The sequence below is a fragment of the Emcibacter sp. genome (assembly GCF_048269205.1).
GTDB lineage: Bacteria > Pseudomonadota > Alphaproteobacteria > Sphingomonadales > Emcibacteraceae > Emcibacter.
The window spans coordinates 117,443-133,931 of sequence record NZ_JBLXJC010000001.1 but is presented as its reverse complement, the minus strand read 5'-3'; the positions used below and the strand labels follow the sequence as shown (position 1 = coordinate 133,931).

The 16,489-nt window shown below is 54.7% G+C and carries 17 protein-coding genes; 8 read left to right on the top strand and 9 right to left on the bottom strand.

What is annotated here, in order from left to right; genetic code table 11:
- Nucleotides 1-58: 58 nt before the first annotated feature.
- From ACN0YD_RS00620 to ACN0YD_RS00610, 3 genes are all read right to left on the bottom strand, one after another.
- Nucleotides 59-466, bottom strand: a complete 408-nt coding sequence (locus tag ACN0YD_RS00620) for a c-type cytochrome (RefSeq protein ID WP_417316700.1) — start codon at nt 464-466, stop codon at nt 59-61.
- 15 nt (nt 467-481) lie between these two features.
- Nucleotides 482-1,513 carry a metallophosphoesterase family protein gene (locus ACN0YD_RS00615; RefSeq protein WP_417318817.1) on the bottom strand — a complete coding sequence of 344 codons (1,032 nt, stop codon included), beginning with the start codon at nt 1,511-1,513 and terminating at the stop codon, nt 482-484.
- Nucleotides 1,514-1,621: 108 nt separating this feature from the next.
- Nucleotides 1,622-2,758 (bottom strand): cytochrome-c peroxidase, encoded by a 1,137-nt coding sequence (locus ACN0YD_RS00610; protein WP_417316699.1) that lies wholly within the window; start codon nt 2,756-2,758, stop codon nt 1,622-1,624.
- 234 nt (nt 2,759-2,992) lie between these two features.
- Between ACN0YD_RS00610 and ACN0YD_RS00605 the strand changes: the two genes are divergently transcribed.
- Together ACN0YD_RS00605 and ACN0YD_RS00600 are read left to right on the top strand one after the other, a co-directional pair.
- Nucleotides 2,993-3,538: a hypothetical protein gene (locus ACN0YD_RS00605; protein ID WP_417316698.1), complete on the top strand. Its 546-nt coding sequence runs from the start codon at nt 2,993-2,995 to the stop codon at nt 3,536-3,538.
- A 152-nt stretch (nt 3,539-3,690) separates the two neighbouring features.
- Nucleotides 3,691-3,990 (top strand): PGPGW domain-containing protein, encoded by a 300-nt coding sequence (locus tag ACN0YD_RS00600; protein ID WP_417316697.1) that lies wholly within the window; start codon nt 3,691-3,693, stop codon nt 3,988-3,990.
- Between the two features lie 21 nt (nt 3,991-4,011).
- On the opposite strand, the gene ccmB is transcribed toward ACN0YD_RS00600, so the two are convergent.
- The 3 genes from ccmB to ACN0YD_RS00585 form a co-directional block, all read right to left on the bottom strand.
- Entirely contained in the window at nt 4,012-4,680 is a 669-nt protein-coding gene (ccmB, locus tag ACN0YD_RS00595) for a heme exporter protein CcmB (protein WP_417316696.1), read from the bottom strand.
- Nucleotides 4,677-5,372, bottom strand: coding sequence for a heme ABC exporter ATP-binding protein CcmA (gene ccmA / locus ACN0YD_RS00590; RefSeq protein ID WP_417316695.1), 696 nt, complete (start codon nt 5,370-5,372; stop codon nt 4,677-4,679). The genes ccmB and ccmA overlap by 4 nt, the downstream gene beginning before the upstream one ends.
- Nucleotides 5,373-5,582: 210 nt before the next feature.
- Nucleotides 5,583-5,825 (bottom strand): hypothetical protein, encoded by a 243-nt coding sequence (locus ACN0YD_RS00585; protein WP_417316694.1) that lies wholly within the window; start codon nt 5,823-5,825, stop codon nt 5,583-5,585.
- 363 nt (nt 5,826-6,188) lie between these two features.
- On the opposite strand from ACN0YD_RS00585, the gene acnA reads away from it, so the two are divergent.
- Together acnA and ACN0YD_RS00575 are read left to right on the top strand one after the other, a co-directional pair.
- On the top strand, nt 6,189-8,879 hold the full coding sequence (gene acnA / locus ACN0YD_RS00580) for an aconitate hydratase AcnA (protein WP_417316693.1): 2,691 nt from the start codon (nt 6,189-6,191) through the stop codon (nt 8,877-8,879).
- A gap of 86 nt (nt 8,880-8,965) precedes the next feature.
- Nucleotides 8,966-9,664, top strand: a complete 699-nt coding sequence (locus ACN0YD_RS00575) for a hypothetical protein (protein WP_417316692.1) — start codon at nt 8,966-8,968, stop codon at nt 9,662-9,664.
- Here ACN0YD_RS00575 and ACN0YD_RS00570 read toward each other — a convergent pair whose 3' ends face one another.
- Entirely contained in the window at nt 9,665-10,543 is an 879-nt protein-coding gene (locus ACN0YD_RS00570) for a hypothetical protein (RefSeq protein ID WP_417316691.1), read from the bottom strand.
- Between the two features lie 173 nt (nt 10,544-10,716).
- On the opposite strand from ACN0YD_RS00570, the gene ACN0YD_RS00565 reads away from it, so the two are divergent.
- A complete protein-coding gene (locus tag ACN0YD_RS00565; RefSeq protein WP_417316690.1) occupies nt 10,717-11,364 on the top strand; it encodes a DUF1223 domain-containing protein in 648 nt (215 codons plus the stop codon).
- Nucleotides 11,365-11,450: 86 nt separating this feature from the next.
- Here ACN0YD_RS00565 and htpG read toward each other — a convergent pair whose 3' ends face one another.
- Together htpG and ACN0YD_RS00555 are read right to left on the bottom strand one after the other, a co-directional pair.
- Nucleotides 11,451-13,346 (bottom strand): molecular chaperone HtpG, encoded by a 1,896-nt coding sequence (gene htpG / locus ACN0YD_RS00560; RefSeq protein WP_417316689.1) that lies wholly within the window; start codon nt 13,344-13,346, stop codon nt 11,451-11,453.
- 96 nt (nt 13,347-13,442) lie between these two features.
- Nucleotides 13,443-14,132 (bottom strand): glutathione S-transferase family protein, encoded by a 690-nt coding sequence (locus ACN0YD_RS00555; RefSeq protein ID WP_417316688.1) that lies wholly within the window; start codon nt 14,130-14,132, stop codon nt 13,443-13,445.
- Between the two features lie 293 nt (nt 14,133-14,425).
- Between ACN0YD_RS00555 and ACN0YD_RS00550 the strand changes: the two genes are divergently transcribed.
- The 3 genes from ACN0YD_RS00550 (at nt 14,426) to ACN0YD_RS00540 (ending at nt 16,453) form a co-directional block, all read left to right on the top strand.
- The gene (locus ACN0YD_RS00550; RefSeq protein WP_417316687.1) at nt 14,426-14,782 is read left to right on the top strand and encodes a DUF2794 domain-containing protein; all 357 of its coding nucleotides are present in this window, start codon (nt 14,426-14,428) and stop codon (nt 14,780-14,782) included.
- A gap of 193 nt (nt 14,783-14,975) precedes the next feature.
- Nucleotides 14,976-15,542 (top strand): porin family protein, encoded by a 567-nt coding sequence (locus ACN0YD_RS00545; protein WP_417316686.1) that lies wholly within the window; start codon nt 14,976-14,978, stop codon nt 15,540-15,542.
- Nucleotides 15,543-15,889: 347 nt separating this feature from the next.
- A complete protein-coding gene (locus tag ACN0YD_RS00540) occupies nt 15,890-16,453 on the top strand; it encodes a porin family protein (RefSeq protein ID WP_417316685.1) in 564 nt (187 codons plus the stop codon).
- Nucleotides 16,454-16,489 lie beyond the last annotated feature (36 nt).

Below are 16,489 nucleotides of genomic sequence, written 5' to 3'. Positions count from 1 at the left end.
ACAGCCGGTCTGATATCTTCCACAAAGTCAAATGGCTGTCCGTGATATGCTTCGAATTCTAGTGCTTGCCCGGATCCAGAGCCACCCCGCGGCGCTCCCAGCGGGCATAGGCCTGCATGGCGATCAGGGTCTCGTCATCCAGTGGCAGGGCCTTGCCTTCCAGTGGATTGATGATGCACCAGTTGATCATTTCTCCGAACACGACCACCCGACCAATCTGTTTCTGGAATTTGGGATAGGTCTCCGGATGGGTATTGGCTGCATTGGGATGGCACTGGGCGCAGGCCACGCCGTTGGTGCCCAGATTTCCGTCAACCCAGGCGGCCCGGCCCTTTTCCACTGACGCCATAAATTCCTTGGTCCAGAGATCAACATCGTTTTTGTCGAATTCATCAGCCCTGGCAAAGGGTGAAAGCATCATCAGCCCCCCCAGGACAAGAGCGAGGGTTTTTAGTGTCTTTTTCATATCAGTCTCCCATCCTCAATAATGTTTCTGCGGCAGAATCAGCCCGGCTTCCTGATAGGTTGTATCCACAGGATGACCTTTTTTCGGATCGTAAGCCACGGTCCGGGACTTGTTCTGCGGCAGGCTGTAATTCACGGACGCCTTGCCGCTGTTGATGTCAATATACTGCCAGCCGGTGGCATCCCGTTCAAAGAAGGGATCCGCCCGGTTCATGGGAATGGTCAGCTGGGGCAGGTGGCTTTCCGCCTGAACATAGGACTGCGGATAGGGCCAGGGCCAGGCCGTCGCCATGACCGCATGGAAGCTGATGTTGTCGATCTGGTTATACTGGATCTGGTGCACATGGCCGTACAGAACCGTCGCCTTGTCAAATTTCTTCAGAAGCTTCTGAATATCCTCGGCTTCCTCGGTCCAGAAGTTCCAGTTCTTGAAAATTTTCTGGATCGGGGAATGAGAGCAAACCACCACCGGCGTGTCTTTGGCAACCTTCTTCAGATCCTTTTTCAGCCAGTCCAGCTGCTTTTTACCGATCATGAAGGGGGAGCCGCGCGGATCGTCGAGCCCGGCCATCACACCCATACGTTCGGTGCCGTCTTTCCAGCGGTTATGGGTCCAGTCATCGTCAACCAGAATGCTGTTGAGGACAACGAAGTGAACACCCTTGTGATCAAAACTGTAATACTGGGGTCCGTTATGTTTGGACCAGTATTCACCAAGATCGAGGTAATAGTCGTGTTCGCCCATTACATAGTGAACATCGAAGTCGTTGAGCCCCGACATGATTTCAAAGCCGTGATCCAGTTCCGGCTTGGTGCCAAGCTGGGCCAGGTCGCCGCCGTAAATGACAAAATCCGGACGCGGATTCATCAGATTACATTCGGCGACCGCGCGGATCAGGCCACGGTCCCAGTTGCGGACAAACTTGTTGCCGCGAATATGCTGGATGTGGCTGTCGGAGATATAGGCAAAGGTAAAGTCTTCCTGTTCCCCGCCAAAGGCCAGTTTTACACTGGTGATCGGCAGACAGGCGCCGGCCACCATCGCCATCCCGTTGCGCAACACTGTCCGCCGGGTGGTATTTTCAGCTACAGGAGTATCTTCAAGCAGCTGTGCTGTGGTCAGATTCACATCGTCAATATGTTTCATTGAAGCCTCCTATTTCATCATTTCAGCGAGATTTTGCAGGGTTTTCTTCGAGCTGGTCAGGGCTTTCAAAAACTCCACAAGATCGGCTTTCTGCTGGTCGGTCAGGTTCAGCGGACGAATGCCGCTGCTCTGGAAATCATTGACCGGACCATCCGGATCGACCCGGCCGCCGTTGTTGTAGAAATCAACAACCTCTTCCAGGGTCTTGATGCTGCCGTCATGCATGTAGGGGGCCGTCAGCTCGATATTGCGCAGGGTCGGGGTCTTGAAAGCGCCAATATCCGCAGGCTGGGTACTGACCACAAAACGGCCAAGCTCGGAAGCTTCGGCATCGGTCAGAACGGTGACATCCAGGTCAAGACCGCCTTCCTTATTGCTTTTGAAGGTCTCCGTTACGGAATGCAGGCTGCCGGAAATCTTGTCAAAATTCACATTGAGATTATGGAACTTGCTGTCGCTGAACAGGGCGAAGGTTTCGCTGGTGGTGTGGCAGGATTCACAACGCCCTTCGAAACGAAACACCCTGAGTCCGCGGATAGCCGCTTCCGACATGGCGGTCTTGTCTCCGCCATAAACATAACGATCAAAGGGGCTGTCGCCGGCGATGATCGTTCGCTCGAAGGAAGCGATGGCCTTTGACACATGCTCCATGGTGATCTTCTTCTGGGAAATACCAAATGCCTTCTTGAACATTTGACCGTATTCCTTGTCACTTCGGACAATTTCCAGAATCGGGTCGTGGTTTTCCAGACCCATTTCCACAGGATTTACAAAGGGCCCCTTGGACTGGCCTTCCAGATCAGGTTCGCGGCCATCCCAGAACTGGGTTTTCATATAGGCCGCATTGATCACTGTCGGCGCATTCCGGGTACCGGTCAGCCCGTTGATACCTTCCGATACGGAAAGCGGTCCGTCGGTAAACCCCTTCGCTGCATCATGACAGGTGGCACAGCTTACCTCACCGGTAGTACTGAACCTCTTGTCGTTGAAAAGTTTGCTGCCAAGCTCTACTTTTTCCTTGGTGATCGGGTTGTTTTCCGGCACCGGCACCGGCGGTAGTCCTAGCGGTGCATCCGCAAGCGCCGACAACGGCGCGATCAGCATGACACACAATGCGCCCGCTGCAAAAATGGTCTTTTTCATCATCCGTCTCCCATTCATCCACTGAAGACCAACCTGTCTCTAAGTCTTTGGCAAAATCCATCAAACTATAATTAGACAAGTTATAGAAAAAACTATAACTTATTGAAAAGATAAGTAAATAAATGAAATTAGGGAACATCCCCAGTTTAAGGCGGAACTACACTCCTAAGCTGTTGCTTTATAATGAAAAACAAATACTGCGCACATTCTCACATTTCTGAACAGAAATTCCGGCAGATGCTGAAGGATTACATTGCCGACCGGACTGCCCAGCAGACGGCAGAAGAGATTCATCTCAACATCAACAGCGTGGATCGTTATTTCCGGCTGTTCCGCGAACGAATCGCCCGGCTCACCGGTCTTGATACGGCACAAACTGTCCCGCCGGAAAAAACCTGCCAGGAAAAGACCGGTCATATTCTGATCGGTGTCCTGAAAAAACAGCAGCGGATATATGCGGAAATGATCGCCCCTGAATATTACAGGCCGCTGTCGGAGCTTCTGGCCAGCCGGAAAGGAATCGAGGACATTATCTACAGGCCGGACTGGCCCGGTTATGACGAACTGATCGACATCAGCAATGATCGGAGAATACAGATTCGCGACAGCGGTATTTCAGGCTTCTGGGATTTCGCCCATCTGCGGCTGAGCAAATTCAGGGGCATGCACAAATCCACCTTCCTGCTTCATCTGAAGGAATGCGAATGGCGCTACAACAATCGCGACCAGGATCTGTATCAAACTCTCCTGCGGGAATTCCGGGAACATCCCCTGGGAAGCTGACGGCCGCCAGTTTTCGATTGTCTGCGACGTTCGTCGCATGTCATTAATCTTTCATCGATTAGCCATACTTCCGCCGCGATTTTCTAATTAAAGTATCCGTGGAATATATTTTCCGCACTGGGTTTCAAATCACGTAAGAATGTATCGGTTCCATGAGCTGGAGAACTGTAAAAAGACCTGTAAAACTGATCGTCGGCTGGATATTGTTCATCGCCGGGGTGATCATTGCGCCCATGCCCATCCCCATCGGCCAGATTACCGCGTTGGTCGGGCTCAGCCTTCTTGTCTCGGAAAGTGAACGGGTCAGAATCTGGGTTCAGAAACTGAGGCAGCGCCTGCCGGCCCTGTGCCGCCAGCTGACACGGGTAAAGCCCCACCTGCCCGGCTTCCTGAAAAAGCTGATTGAACGAACGGACCCGACACATCTGAATAGCCCGCCGGGCACCTTCTGAAGGATCGGAAAAACTAAAGGCCTAGTCGAGACCTGAGCGGAGCGCCGCAGCCGCTGCCCATGGGCCCAGCACGGCGCTTCCAAGGGTAAAGCCTGTCAGGATCATCACCGACAAACGCATGTCCTGCCCGGCCATTGCCGCATTCACCGCCAGAACACTGAAAATGAGACCGGGGATATAAAGGGGCAGAACCAGCAGCGACAGCAGGACCCCGCCACGGCGCAAATTGACCGTCAGCGCTGCGCCGACGGCGCCGATAAAACTGAGCGCGGGAGTAGACAACACCAACACCACGACCAACGGTGCAAAACCGCTTTCCGGCAAATGCATCATCATGCCGAGAACCGGCGACAGCAGAATCAGGGGCAGGGCCGTGATCAACCAGTGGGCTATGGATTTTGCCAGCACCACCAGTGACAGCGGCAACGGCAGCAGGGCGAACTGATCCAGGGAGCCATCCTCGAAATCCGCCTGAAAAACCCGGTCCAGGGACAAAAGGGACGACAGCAGCACCGCCACCCAGATCACGGCAACGGAAATACGCGACAGCATGTCGGGTTCCGGCCCCACCGCAAAGGGGAAAAGCGAGACCACCATGGCAAAGAAAAACACCACCATCAGGCCGGTGCTGCCCTGACGCCAGGACAGTTTCACATCCCTGAAAACAATCTGCAGAAACTGCCCCATCATGACCAGACCTCGCTCAGGAACCAGTCCTCACCGGCGCTTGCAGCACCGCCTGAAAAAGCCCCCATATCGAGAAAAACCACCCGTTCCGGCGGCAGGGCCAGATCGATATGGGTCGCCGTGACAATCAGGCCGCCGCTGTCCAGATGGGAGGTCATGACGCGGGAGAGTTTCTGCACGCCGTCCTGGTCCAGTCCGACCGTGGGCTCATCCAGGAGCCAGACCGAAGCATCATGACAGAGAATACGGGCCAGCGCCGTTCGTCGCCCCTGTCCCGATGACAGATAGCGGGCGGGTTGATCCGCCAGGCGGTCAATGCCAAGGGCGATCATAGCCTCGACAACCCTGTCCCCGGTTCCGCGCAGACGGGCCCAGAAGGCAATATTCTCCTGCACGGTCAATTCACCCTTGAGGGCATTTTTATGGGCAAGGTAGCAGATATTGTCGGAAATCCAGTCGCCGTCGCCGGTAAATTCCTCGCCGTCACAGCTCAAGCTCCCCCCGAGCAGCGGCAGCAGGCCGGCAATAGCCTTGATCAGAGTCGATTTACCGGACCCGTTGGGACCGCGCAGCACAAGCGCCTTTCCCCGCGGCAGGGAAAACTCCAGATCGGAAAAAACGGTAAAATCACCCCTTACACAGCACAGGCCGTTTGCCTCAAGAATTTTTCTGCCCTCCTGACAGTCATGCAACATCCTGCGAGCTATAGCATTTTGACGGCCCATACAGAAGAAAAATTGGGCCAGAAGAAAAATTGGCACTCAGGAAAATTGCCGCTCAGGAAAATTGACAGGCAAAAATATAAAGTGCCTGCTCCCAAACTCGGACAGGACGGGAGCAGGCACCAGGGGCGGGCATTTAGAGGACAGGTTGGAGTGTGCCCGCCACGTTCGAAAAAACCGGGTCTATCTTGTCACCCGCTGATAGATTTCCCCGGCCCACAGGATCAAAGCGGTAGAAAATGAAAAAAGCGCCGTCCCCACCAGGATATCGCTCCAGGGCACGCCGTTGCCGTCAGCAGCTGGGCCTGCAGCGGAATAATCCGCAGAAAACACGATAAAGGTGGTCACCATGGCAAATGACAGGAGCAGCCGGGGCCAGAGATGCTTTCTTTTCCGGGCGACAAAGGCAACGATTGGTGTTTTCATGTCTTTCTCCTGCTTTTTATAGGCGAACCTTGAACCTGATAAAGACTAGACGGTCATTGGGGTCTCAATGAGACGGTATTGGGAAAAGATTCGGGCAGATTATGACCATCCGGTCACATTCGCCGGTGCAATGCCGGTCTGCCGGCCTGCCGGCCGCCTGACAGATTAGCCGTTTGGCAGCTTTCCTGTTTTCCTGCCGCAAACGGTTTCTAAGAACAACTCTCAAAAACACATTTTCCCTTGAGAATTCCATGGTTTTAGTGCAGAAAACGGTCGAGCATTCCCTCGCAGGCAACCCCGGCACCCGGCCACACGGGCCCAGTGGCTTGCCGCACCGGTCTTAATGATAAAAGGAGAACAATCGTGGCATCTGTTGGTCAAGACAGCCTGAAAACCCGCCGCACGCTGAATGTGAACGGCAAGGAATATGATTATTTTTCACTTTCCGCAGCAACCGACAAGATCGGTGACGTATCCCGCCTTCCCTACACCTTGAAAGTGCTGCTGGAAAACCTGCTGCGCTATGAAGACGGTGTAACGGTATCCACGGGCGATGTTCAGGCCATTGCCGACTGGCAGAAAAACCGCGGCAAGGACAGCCGTGAAATCCAGTATCGTCCGGCCCGCGTGCTGATGCAGGACTTTACCGGCGTGCCCGCCGTTGTTGACCTGGCCGCCATGCGTAACGCCATGGTCGATCTGGGCGGCGATCCGCAGAAGATTAACCCGCTGAGTCCGGTGGATCTGGTTATCGACCACTCCGTAATGGTGGACAAGGCCGGTACCGCGACCGCGTTCAAGGAAAATGTGGACCTGGAAATGGAACGGAACGCCGAACGCTACCAGTTCCTGAAATGGGGCCAGAAAAGCTTTGACAATTTCTCTGCCGTCCCCCCTGGAACCGGCATCTGTCACCAGGTAAACCTGGAATATATCGCCAAGACCGTGTGGACTGCCGATGTTGACGGCCGCACCGTGGCCTATCCCGACACCTGTGTCGGGACTGACTCCCACACCACCATGATCAACGGCCTGGCTGTACTCGGCTGGGGCGTGGGCGGCATCGAGGCCGAGGCTGCCATGCTCGGCCAGCCGGTTTCCATGTTGATCCCGGAAGTTGTCGGCTTCAAGCTGACCGGCGAAATGATGGAAGGCATCACCGCGACCGACCTGGTGCTGCGGGTTGTGGAAATGCTGCGTGAACTTGGCGTTGTCGGCAAGTTCGTTGAATTTTACGGCGACGGCCTTGATCACCTGACCCTGGCCGACCAGGCCACCATCGCCAATATGGCCCCGGAATATGGCGCCACCTGCGGCTTCTTCCCGGTTTCCGCCCAGACCCTTGAGTATCTGCGTTTCTCCGGCCGTGACGATGAAACTGTCGCCCTGGTGGAAGCTTATGCCAAGGAGCAGGGCATGTGGCGGGACGCCAATTCTCCCGAGCCGGTTTACACCACAACCCTGGAACTGGATATCTCTACCGTTGTACCGAACCTGGCCGGACCCAAACGTCCGCAGGATCGTGTTGCCCTCTCTGACGCCGCCACAGGCTTTGATGCCGTACTGGACGGTTTTGGCAAGCTGCATGAAAAAGGCCATACCTTTGACGTGGAAGGCGATTCCAACGGCATCCGTCACGGCGACGTGGTCATTGCCGCCATTACCTCCTGTACCAACACGTCCAACCCCGGTGTGCTGATGGCGGCCGGTCTGGTGGCCAAGAAGGCCCATGCCCTGGGCCTGACCAAAAAGCCATGGGTCAAGGCGTCTCTCGCCCCTGGGTCACAGGTGGTTACCGACTATCTGGAAAAAGCCGGCCTGCAGAGCCATCTGGATGCCCTCGGCTTTAACCTCGTGGGATATGGTTGTACGACTTGTATTGGTAACTCCGGCCCGCTGGCCCCGCCACTGTCCAAAACCATCAATGAAAATGACCTGGTTTGCACCTCCGTACTGTCCGGTAACCGGAACTTTGAAGGCCGCGTCTCCCAGGATGTAAAAGCCAACTATCTGGCTTCACCGCCGCTGGTGGTCGCCTATGCCATCGCCGGGTCCATGTCCATTGATATTACCAAAGACCCGATCGGCCAGGATAAAGACGGCAACGACGTCTTCCTGAAAGACATCTGGCCGAGCAACAAGGAAGTGGCAGATGTCATCGCCTCTTCACTGACCCGCGAAATGTTCATCGAACGGTATAGCGATGTCTTTGCCGGCACGCCGGAATGGCAGGCCATCAAAGTGGCCGAAGGCGAAACCTATGCCTGGGATGCCAACTCCACTTACGTGCAGCACCCGCCCTACTTCCAGGGCATGAGCAAGGCCGCCGAGGGTGGTTTCAGCGACATTAAAAATGCTCGTCTGCTGGCCCTGCTGGGTGACAGTATCACCACCGACCACATTTCTCCCGCAGGCGCCATCAAGGCCGACAGCCCGGCCGGCAAATACCTGCAGGAACACGGTGTGGACCGCAAGGACTTCAACTCTTACGGCTCCCGCCGCGGTAACCATGAAGTGATGATGCGCGGGACTTTCGCCAACATCCGCCTGCGCAACCTGATGGCGCCGGGCACTGAAGGCGGCTGGACCACACATTACCCGTCCGGTGAAGTCACCAGCATTTATGACGCCTCCATGCAGTATCAGGCCGACGGTGTGCCGCTGGTTGTTGTCGGCGGCAAGGAATATGGCACCGGCTCCAGCCGTGACTGGGCCGCCAAGGGCACCAACCTGCTTGGTGTGAAGGCCGTGATCGTGGAAAGCTTCGAGCGTATTCACCGCTCCAACCTGGTCGGCATGGGCGTTCTGCCGCTGCAGTTCAAGGACGGCGATACCCGCGAGACCCTGAAGCTGACCGGCAAGGAAACATTTGACATCACCGGCATCGGCAGCGGCATCACCCCGCGCCAGGATGTGGATGTGAAAATCACTTACGCCGACGGCAGCACCAAGGACATCAAGGTCCTGTGCCGGATCGATACCGCCAACGAAGTGGAATATTACGCCAACGGCGGCATCCTGCATTATGTACTGCGCAACCTGGCCAACTCATAAGCCGGAACGCATATCCCATTCAAAAGGCCGGGTTCATCCCGGCCTTTTCTGTTTATACGGGCAGGGACTTGTGATATGTCCACGGCATGAGCACCACACCTGTCCAGTATCCTTTCGAAGCCCTGGAGAACTGCAGCCGGAACAGCGGCAGTGCGGGTTTTGCGGACAATTTTTCAACCCTTCTGGACGACGGCCTCGGCGTACAGCAGTGCCTGCTGTTTGCCCTGCCGGACAATAAACTCGGTGACTTTTCCGCACTCAAATGCCTGTTGTCGCTGAACTTCAGCCGGGACCCGGGCACTCCCGCACTGGCCAGCGCCTATCTTCAGGGCACCCTCAGGCAGGATTCCAATCTGGCCCTTCTCGACACCGCGCCGTCCGATCACTGGCAGGTGTTGCCCTTCCGGGAACTGACCCTGCCCGGCATGGAAACGGATAAAAGGTTTGACCGGGTTTCCCTGATCCGGCGGGACAACCGGACGCTCTATTATTTCATGCTCTATTGCCGCAACGGGCCGGAACAGACAGGCATCGCCGCCTCCGGCCTGCCGTCCATGGTTGGTTCCATGTTGCTCAGCCATATCCGCCATGCAGACCCGGGACTTGTGATTGACCCGGTGTCCTTCCTGCCGACACCCGAGCGGGAATATTGTGAACATATCCTGCAGCAGGCCGTGCGGGAGAAAGCCAGTGACATAAGGCCCGACGACGGAAAGCTGTGGCAGGATGGCTGCCGCAAACTGGGAATCAAAACAGTGGAAGAATTGCTGCGCCTGTGCAGCTAGCTATTCGGCCTGACCGGCCGCATGTTCTTCGGATTGATCCCGTGGGACACCGGAATCCTCCCGGTGCGGCGCATCCCCGTCACGTACACCGATCAACACCCGGAAGGCCTCTGCATTGGCCGCCACCACAATGGCCAGCATGAAGAAGGTCATCAGGGCCGCCGGCACATTCACCACCAGCACCGCCAGCAGGTAATGCATCTCGACATTGGCGACAATTTCCCCCAGCATCCAGGACAGGACCCAGGCATAGAGGCTGATGGGCAGGAAAGCCCGGAAACTCATCATCCACAAGGCAAAGGTGAAACCGCTGGTCTTTTGCCAGATATGGCTCAATTTCATGTTGCGCCGGCCAAGCGCCATACCTGCGGAATAAAGGGACAATCGCACCAGGAGCGGCGACACCAGAACCATCACGACAATAGTGCATTTCAGGACCAGCTCGTTCAGTTCCGCCCGGCTAAAGGGATGGCCGTCCGCCTGATAGATCAGCAGCGCCGCAAGAGACAGCATGATGGTGGGTACAACCAGCGCCAGGGTGATAATCCCCACCCTGAGGATGCTTTTCCCAAGCCTGAGCAGGGAAAAATTTCCGCCCCGGAACCCCTGGGCCACCAGGTTGGCATAAGTGGCGTGTGTCGCGCCGAGCAGGAACTGCCGGTACCAGACCAGGGCAAAGGCCGCCGTAATCAGGCTGACCACATAGGTGGTATCGAAAATGATGCCATACTCATTGAGCAGGACTTTTTCCAGGGTTTTGAATGAAATCCATAGAATAAACGGCCCCGCCGCAAGACGGACAAAATGCGGCAGATGTGTCAGAAAAAAATTATAGCTCTCCGCAATGGAAGAATTAACCTGGAACACCTTTTGTGACACTGACCATCCCTCGGGGTTTTGTCTTTTATAAAATCACCATAGTGTGATTGGCACTTGATGACCGAAAAATGTATCGTACAGGCATGAAAAAGCAATTACCAATAGTTAGAATTTTAAAAGTATTCTGTGTCCTTACCCTGTTTGCCACCCCCGCCAGCGCCGGCAGGCTTTCCGTGGTTGAACTTTTCACCTCCCAGGGGTGCAGTTCGTGCCCTCCGGCTGATGAACTGCTCAGGGAATTGAGCCAGAGAGACGATATCCTGGCTCTCAGCTATTCTGTGGATTACTGGAATTATCTGGGCTGGAAAGACGTCTTTTCCAGGCCCGAATTTACCAAACGCCAGAAAGACTATAACCGGCTTCTGAGCAAGGGAGAGGTCTATACCCCGCAAATGATCATCAACGGCCGCAACGCCGTGGTCGGTTCGCGCAGGGACATGATTGAGAAATATCTGACGGCAGAGCATGGCGTCCCCATAAACGGCCCCGGAATTATACTGGGCATTCAGGATAACATGATCAATCTGACGATTGGCGATGGAGCCATTGACGAGCCGGCAAGCATCTGGCTGGTGGCCTATGACAGCACCCGCACGGTCAAGATCAGGAGCGGCGAACTGGCCGGACAGACCCGGCACTACAGCAATGTGGTGCGCGGCCTTAAACATATCGGGAGCTGGACAGGACGCGAAGTCATGCTGTCCCTTGACCCGGACAAGGCCGCCGCAGAGAAATGCGACAATTACGCCATTCTGGTGCAGCAAAAAGACACCGGCACCATTCTTTCAGCGGCCCGCATCCGTCTCGATAGGGCCCAATGACTGCAACTATGTATATTACCCCCTCAAACTAAAGGGGCTCTGCCATCACTGACAGAGCCCCGTTCTTTGCGCCTACAATGCAGAGTCTATGAAAGGCCGCGTGTCATCACACCGGCCAGACGCTTTGCAAACGCTACAGGATCAGACGGGGCCTCCCCTTCCATGATCAATGCCTGATCGAGAAGAAGCCGGGAAGCATCCTTCAGACGGTCCACGGAATTGTCACCCTTCGCAATATCCGCCATCGCCCTGATCAATTCGTGGTTCGGATTGATTTCCAGGACCCGGGCCGCCATCATGTCCAGCTTGTTGTGAGCCTGCAGGATTTTCTGCAGATGCATATCCATATCACCCTCGTCAGCCACCAGGCAGACGGCACTGTCGGTCAGACGTCTGGAGGGTCGAACATCCTTGACCGCCTCTCCCAGATTGGCTTTCAACGCCCCGACCAGGGCATCAATTTCGGGGGTGTTTTTCTTCTCTTCCGTATCATCGCTTTCCTTGTCCGCATCATCGAGGTCGGCGCTGCCACGGGTCACGGACTGCAATTTTTTGCCGTCGAATTCAGGCACCATCTGCAGCCAGAAGTCATCCACCGGGTCGGACAATAGCAACACTTCCAGTTCCTTGGCCTTGAAGCCTTCAAGCTGCGGTGAGCGACACACCTGTTCCGGGCTGTCGCCGGTAATATAATAGATGGTTTCCTGGCCCTCTTTCATGCGGGAAACATAGTCGGCCAGGCTGGTCAGTCCATCGACACCGGTGCTGTCAAAGCGGGCCAGCTTGAGAAGCTGGTCACGACGTTCGAAATCTTCGTAAATGCCCTCTTTCAGGACCGGGCCGAAGTTTTTCCAGAATTCCGCATAGGCTTCCGGCTCCTTGTCGGCCTTTTTCTCCAGTTCGGACAAAATCTTGTTGGTGACCGCCTTGCGGATTTTGTTCATGACCGGATTGTTCTGCAGCATCTCGCGGCTGATATTCAGCGGCAGATCCTCGCTGTCGACAATACCGCGCATGAAACGCAGGTAGCCGGGCACCAGGTCCTCGCAGTCGTCGGTGATAAACACCCGCTTTACATAAAGCTTGGTGCGCGGCCGGCGGGCCGGATCGAACAGGTCCATGGGCTGCTGCCCGGGTACAAACATCAGTACCGTATATTCGATTACCCCTTCGGCCCGGTAGTGCAGGGTCATCCAGGGATCATCCATGGCATGGGCCACATGATGGTAAAATTCTTTATACTGATCCTCGGTAATATCAGATTTGGGACGGACCCAGAGGGCCGTACCTTCATTAACTTTCTCCGAAGCTTCCTCTCCGTCCGTTTCCGTCACCAGGCTGATGGGAATGGCAATATGGTCGGAGTAAGTCTTGATGATATTCTGAAGGCGGTGCTGTTCCAGAAACTCCTCCGCATCCTCCTTCAGATGCAGGGTGATTTCGGTCCCGCGGCCCTTCTTGTCCGCTTCGGCAATTTCATATTCCCCGAGTCCGTCGGAGATCCAGGACCAGCCCTGATCCTCACCGGCCCGGCGGCTAAGCACTGTGACTTTATCGGCTACCATAAAGACAGAATAAAAACCGACCCCGAACTGGCCGATCAGGTTCATGTCTTTTTTCTTGTCGCCGGACAGCTGTTCCATGAAGGCGGACGTACCGGAACGGGCAATGGTGCCCAGATGGCTCATCAGGTCATCCCGGTTCATGCCGATGCCGTTGTCGGAAACGGTCAGGGTACGATTTGCCTTGTCTGCCCTGATGGAGATGGAGAAGTCCGGCTCCTCTTCCAGTAGCGACTTGTCGGTCTGGGATTCATAACGGATCTTGTCACAGGCATCGGAAGCGTTGGAGATCAGCTCCCGGAGAAAAATTTCCCGGTCCGAATAGACCGAATGCACCATCATATGCAGAAGCCGGGAGACTTCTGCCTGGAAACCGTGTTTCTCGGTCTTCGGTGCCTTTTCTTCGGTTTTGGCGGTCATTTTGTTTTCCCTCACTTAAATCGTCTTTACGTGGTTCAGATATGGAAAAACGGACCGTATTTTCAACCCCCGGATCTCACAAAAACCAGCCGGATCCTAACTTCTCGGCTGAAGGCGCCCGCCAAGACCGTCAAATAGTTCGTCCATACGGCTTCGCCAGTCATCAAGGCGGCTGTTTTGCTCCACCAGCTGGGCCCGGGAGGTGCCCCTGGACCACTGGAAAATACCGTAAAGAATATAATCGCCGTAAGTGGGGGTCTCACCGCCGAAAAAGTCATATTCCTTGAGGGTCTGCTCATAGGGCCAGAGATTTGCCCGGAACAAATCCAGGTTTTCGTCGCGATGGTGCTCCATTTCCTCAAGCGCCTTGCCCAGCCGTTTCTCCCGGCTCTCCCGGAAATAGGCCTGGTCTTCCTCGTCAAGCATCTCAAAGATTTCTCCCGCAATGGCCCGGAACAGAGGCACCACCAGACCGTGGAAACTGACCATGTTGAAATGCCGGGCCTGTACCCGGCCGACTGCGCCGCCAAACAGACTGGGGCGGTCGGGATAGGTATCTTCCAGATGACAGGCAATATGCCAGCTGTCCGCCACCACTTTATCGCCATCCTCAAGCACGGGCACAGTCCGGGACTCGGCGAAGGCAAGTTTTTCTGCAATCTCGGTAAATCTGAGCGGCACCATTTCGGGTTCGAATCCCTTGTGCGCCAGCGCCATTCTCGTCCGCCAGACATAGGGGCTGAAGCCGTGTGAGGGATCGCGGCCAACCAGTTCATAGAGCTTCATATCGTTCTCCCGTGATAATTACCCTGAGGAAAAACAATAGCAGTTTGCCGGGAAATAAAGAAGCGCTGAAAAAAGAAGCCAGTTATCGGACTGAAACAGGGTGTAAGGGGTAGTAAGATGACGTTCAATCCGGATAACTGGCCGAGGGGATTTAGCAGTTTCCAAGAGTAGAAGGGGAATAGGGCGCGAGTGAGATGGAATCTGGGCAATTTTGGGGCATTTTTTATCGGGACCCACACGAACCGTTCATATGAGACTTGCATTCAGGGCCAAAAATCCTCATCCTTTATGACATGAGCGAACAGACTCCCACAGTCATTCCCTTTCAGGGCGCCGGATCCGGGCAGGCACCGTCACAGATTTTTTTCACCATGCAGGAAATGCAGGCCATCCTGAACGTCTACGGCCGCATGGTGGCCGCGGGCCAGTGGAAGGATTATGCCATGAGTCCGGGGCGGGAAATCGCCAGCATCGCTTTCTACCGCAACGCCAGTGAACGCCCCGTTTACGAAATTGTCAAAAACCCGGCCCTGCGCAAGAAACAGGGCGCCTTTTCCATTCTCTCCGCCCAGGGCAAAGTCCTGAAACGCGGTCATGACCTGGACAATCTGCTGAAGTTTTTCGACCGCAAGCTGATCAAACTGGTCTAGATATAAATCTATTTCATATTTTATATCATATACTTAAATCGAAATTTTATCCTCTGTTTATAGTGACCTCACTCCCTTCCTACATACATTTTATCCACGAAGACCTAACAATAGGCTCATCGGTTCTGCATCGACGCTGTGACTGAAGTCTCCCGCAGCCGGTTAAAATGATGAACAACTCAGAGGTATAGATATGAACAGCAAAATTCTTACACTTTCAGGCGCTCTTCTTTTGTCCGCTTCCGTCCCCGCCCTTGCCGATGACGGCCATTTCGACGGATTCTATGCAGGTGGTGAAGCCGGCTATAACGAGGTCAAATACAAGAATGAGGACCTGGACTTCGACATTGATGCAGACGGACTGAACTATGGCGGCTTTGCCGGTTTCCGTCAGCAGACTTCCAGTGGCCTGGTCGTCGGCCTGGAAGGTCACTACAAGGATTCCGAAGCCAGCATCGGCGATGATGATGCCTCCCTGGACTTTGATCGCCAGGTCGGCGTTGATGCCCTGATCGGTACAACCGTGGGGACAGCGGAGCAGGTCCTGCTCTTCGCCTTTGCCGGATATGAAAACGCCCGCCTTACCGCCAGCTTCCTGGATGAAGAAGAGAGCACCGATCTGGATGGTGTCCGGGTCGGCGGCGGTGCGGAATTCGCCCTTTCCGACAATATGAGCCTCAGGACGACTGTTGCCTATACGGACTATGAAGAGGACGTCAGCAACATCGAAGGCACAGCCGGTTTTGTCTTGGATTTCTAGACCCGCACCGACCCCCGCAAAGCCCTCCCCTTCCTCCCCTCATCCTCCCCCTCAGGGGAGGGCTTTTTTTTTAAAAACCCCCTGTCCATGAGCCAGCATACAGTTAACAAATAATATTTTGTCATAATTCAATATTTTCCAAAATATTTCTGACATCCCTCATTTGTGCCACATTTACGCAATAGATCCCGACTTATCTTTCACAAATAAAAGGTGTGTAATATATTGCTTTAACACTATTTTTACTTTTATTTGCTTGAAAGTACATATCTGGAAACGATATTCCAGTCTGTCGACCACTACCGACATAAAACAGAATAATATTTCAACAAATCAGAGGAAATTTCATGAAAAAGACAATTCTTGCCGTTGCTAGTGCAGCTTTGCTGCTCGGTTCAGCTTCTGCTCACGCTCAGGAGAACCAGCGTTTTACCGGCACCTATGCAGGTGTTGAAGTTGGTTACAATGACCTGAGTTGGGACGTCGAAGGAATTGACATCGGTGCGAACGGTCTGGCCTATGGCCTGTTTGCCGGCTACCGCCAGCAGATGGCCAGTAGCCTGGTTCTTGGCCTGGAAGCCCGCGTTGGTGAATCTACAGCATCCCTCGGTGAAGAAGGTGCCTCCATTGACGCCGGACGTCAGCTGGGCCTTGACGCCACCATCGGTACAACCCTGGGTGCAGAAGGCAATATTCTCGGCTTCGCCTTTGTCGGTTATGAAAATGCCCGTCTGACAGCTCATCTGGGCAACGAGGAAGAGTCCTCTGACCTGGACGGCATTCGTTTCGGTGTTGGCGCCGAATATGCCTTCAGCGAAAACCTCGGCATGCGCGCTACTGTCGCCTATACAGACTATGAGGCAGACATGACAAACCTGCAGATCCTGACCGGCCTTGTTTATAACTTCTAAGGTTTGATACAGGACTCGGCAGTTTCTCCGGAAGCC